This window comes from Micromonospora tarensis (assembly GCF_016803395.1).
GTDB lineage: Bacteria > Actinomycetota > Actinomycetes > Mycobacteriales > Micromonosporaceae > Micromonospora > Micromonospora tarensis.
The window spans coordinates 1-2,460 of sequence record NZ_JAEVHL010000441.1 but is presented as its reverse complement, the minus strand read 5'-3'; the positions used below and the strand labels follow the sequence as shown (position 1 = coordinate 2,460).

Annotated in this window: 2 protein-coding genes; one reads left to right on the top strand and one right to left on the bottom strand. The window is 71.0% G+C overall.

Annotated elements, in window-relative coordinates:
* Window positions 1-219 precede the first annotated feature (219 nt).
* Complete coding sequence (locus JM949_RS35250; protein ID WP_203152380.1) at window positions 220-1,128, top strand: hypothetical protein; 909 nt, start codon at window positions 220-222, stop codon at window positions 1,126-1,128.
* 232 nt (window positions 1,129-1,360) lie between these two features.
* Here the strand turns inward: JM949_RS35250 and JM949_RS35245 are convergent, their stop codons facing one another.
* Entirely contained in the window at window positions 1,361-2,308 is a 948-nt protein-coding gene (locus tag JM949_RS35245; RefSeq protein ID WP_203152379.1) for an ABC transporter substrate-binding protein, read from the bottom strand.
* Window positions 2,309-2,460: the final 152 nt, after the last annotated feature.

Below are 2,460 nucleotides of genomic sequence, written 5' to 3'. Positions count from 1 at the left end.
CCCACTCCCCCCACCTCCCCACCTCTCCACCTCGCCCGCGTCCCGCCTTTGGCAAGATCACGCTCGATCCAGGATGGAGTGGCCTCGCTTTCGCCGGAGGCCACTCCATCCCTGTTCGAGCGCGATCATGGGGACAACGCCGCACTCGGCACCGGAGCACGATCGGTGGTTGTCCACAGGGGCAGCGTGGCGCGCGGCTGATCGGCCAGCCTGGAGCGCATGCCGAAAGCTCCTCGACGCCCGCCGCAGTTGCGTGGCCGGGTCTTCCGCGGCTCGACCGCCGTTTCGCGCGGTCTGCTGAGCCGAAACGACCTGCGCAGCTCCGCGTGGCGGCCACTGTTCCGGGACATCTACGCCGACGCCACACTCCAGGTCACGCACCGGGTCAGGTGCGCCGCCGTCGGGCGGTTGCTGATCCCACCAGAAGCGGCCGTCGCGGGCCGCTCCGCGGCAGCGGTGTACGGCTGCCCGGCACCCCCTGCGACCGAGCCGGTGGACGTGCTGGTTCCACGAGCAGCCCGGATCGGGCCGACCGCGGGTCTCCGGATCCACCACGGGGAGATCGAGCAGGGCGACACGGTGGACCGGGCCGGGGTCAGGGTGACAAGTCCCGCGCGTACCTGCTGGGACCTCGCCCTGTGGCTCGACGTGGTCGAGGCGGTGGTCGTCCTCGACGGCATGCTGGCGAGGCGGCTCACCGACGTGTCAACCCTTCGCGAGTACGCACTGGATCGCGCCGGTCGACGCGGCTGGCGAAGCCTGCTGCGCGCGGTTGATCTGGCCGATGCCGGCGCGGAGTCACCCCAGGAGTCACGCATTCGTGTCAGGCTGGTGCTCGCCGGCCTGCCCCGCCCACAGACCCAGTGGGTCGTCGCCGACCACTGTCGGTTCGTGGCCCGGCTTGACCTGGCGTGGCCGGAGTTGAAGGTGGCGGTGGAGTACGACGGGCTCTGGCACGACGATCCCGAGCAGTTTCACCGAGACCGCCGCCGGCTCAACCGACTGCTCGGCGACGAGTGGATCGTGCTGCACGTGACTGCCAAGCGCCTCCGGGACGACTTCGACGGCTTCCTCGCCGAGGTCAGGGCCGCCCTACGCGCACGTGCCCGCTCCGTGCGGTGTCGGTGATCGCGATCATCACGCTCACCTCCGACGACCTTCTCGCCGAGGCCCGCGCCGCCCTACGCGCACCTGCCCGCTCCATCCGGTCGAGGTGATCGCGATGATCGCGCTGGAAGGTGGATGTAGTGGCCTCCCTGTACGGGGAGCCACTACATCCTGGATCGAGCACGATCATGCGCGGGCGCGGGCGCGGGCGGGCAGGCGCGGGCGCGGGCGCGGCGGGCAATCGCGAGGGGCGTCAGGCGGCGGGGAGGTACTTGGCCAGGTCGTCGAGGATCTTGTTGGCGGCGCCGACGCCGATGCCGGTCATCCAGACCTCGTCGGAGACGGGGTACGCCTTGCCGGCCTTGACCGCGCCGAGGCCCTTCCAGAGGGTTCCACCGGCCACCTTGCTCTGCTCGGCGGCGGCCTTGTCGCCGTACGCGGTCACGAAGATGACGTCGCCGTCGACCTCGTTGATCCGCTCGGGGCTGACCAGGTCGAAGCGCTTGTCCTCCTTGTCCGCGAGCAGCTGCCGCTCGGGGCGGCCCAGGCCGGTGTCGCCGATGACGATGCCGGAGAACGAGTCCGGGCCGTACACCCGGATGTTGCCGGGCAGGAACCGGACGATCGACACCTTGCGGGCGGCGGCGTCGCCCACTGTGGCGCCGAAGTCCTTGGCCCGCTTCTCGTACGTGGCGAGCAGGTCCTTGGCCTGCTGCTCACGGCCGAGCGCCCTGCCGTCGAGCAGGAAATTGTCCTTCCAGGTGATGCCCACCTTCTCGGTGAACACGGTCGGCGCGATGGCGGCCAGCTCGTCGTAGAACTTCTCCTGGCGGAACTTGCTGCCGAGGATCAGGTCCGGCTTGAGCGCGTTGATCGCCTCAAGGTCGGGCTCGGTGAGGGTGCCGACCTCCTTGATGCTGGCGAGCTTGTCCGCGCCGAAGTACGTTGGCCAGCTCTTCGCCTCACCGGCGGTGGCGGCGCCGACCGGCGTGATGCCCAGCGAGAGCGCCGTGTCGATCTTGTCGGTGTCGAGCACGACGACGCGCTTGGGCTCCGCCGGGACCTTGGTGGCGCCCATGGCGTGGGTGATCTCCCGGGTCTCCCCGGTGCTGGAGCCGGCGACCGGGTCGCTCTCACCGCAGGCGGTGAGTCCGACGCCGAGGGCGACGGCCGCGGCGAGGGCGGCGACGAGACGACGCATCAGAGTCCTTTCGAGGGGTACGAGCCGGTGCGCGGGTTGGCCGCGGCACCGGTGGCGGATCGGGCGTCCGGCACGGACGCCGTCGACGAATCGGGGTCAGCGGAGGCGGCGACCGGGCCGCCACACCGGCGGCGGACCCGGCGAGCGCACCG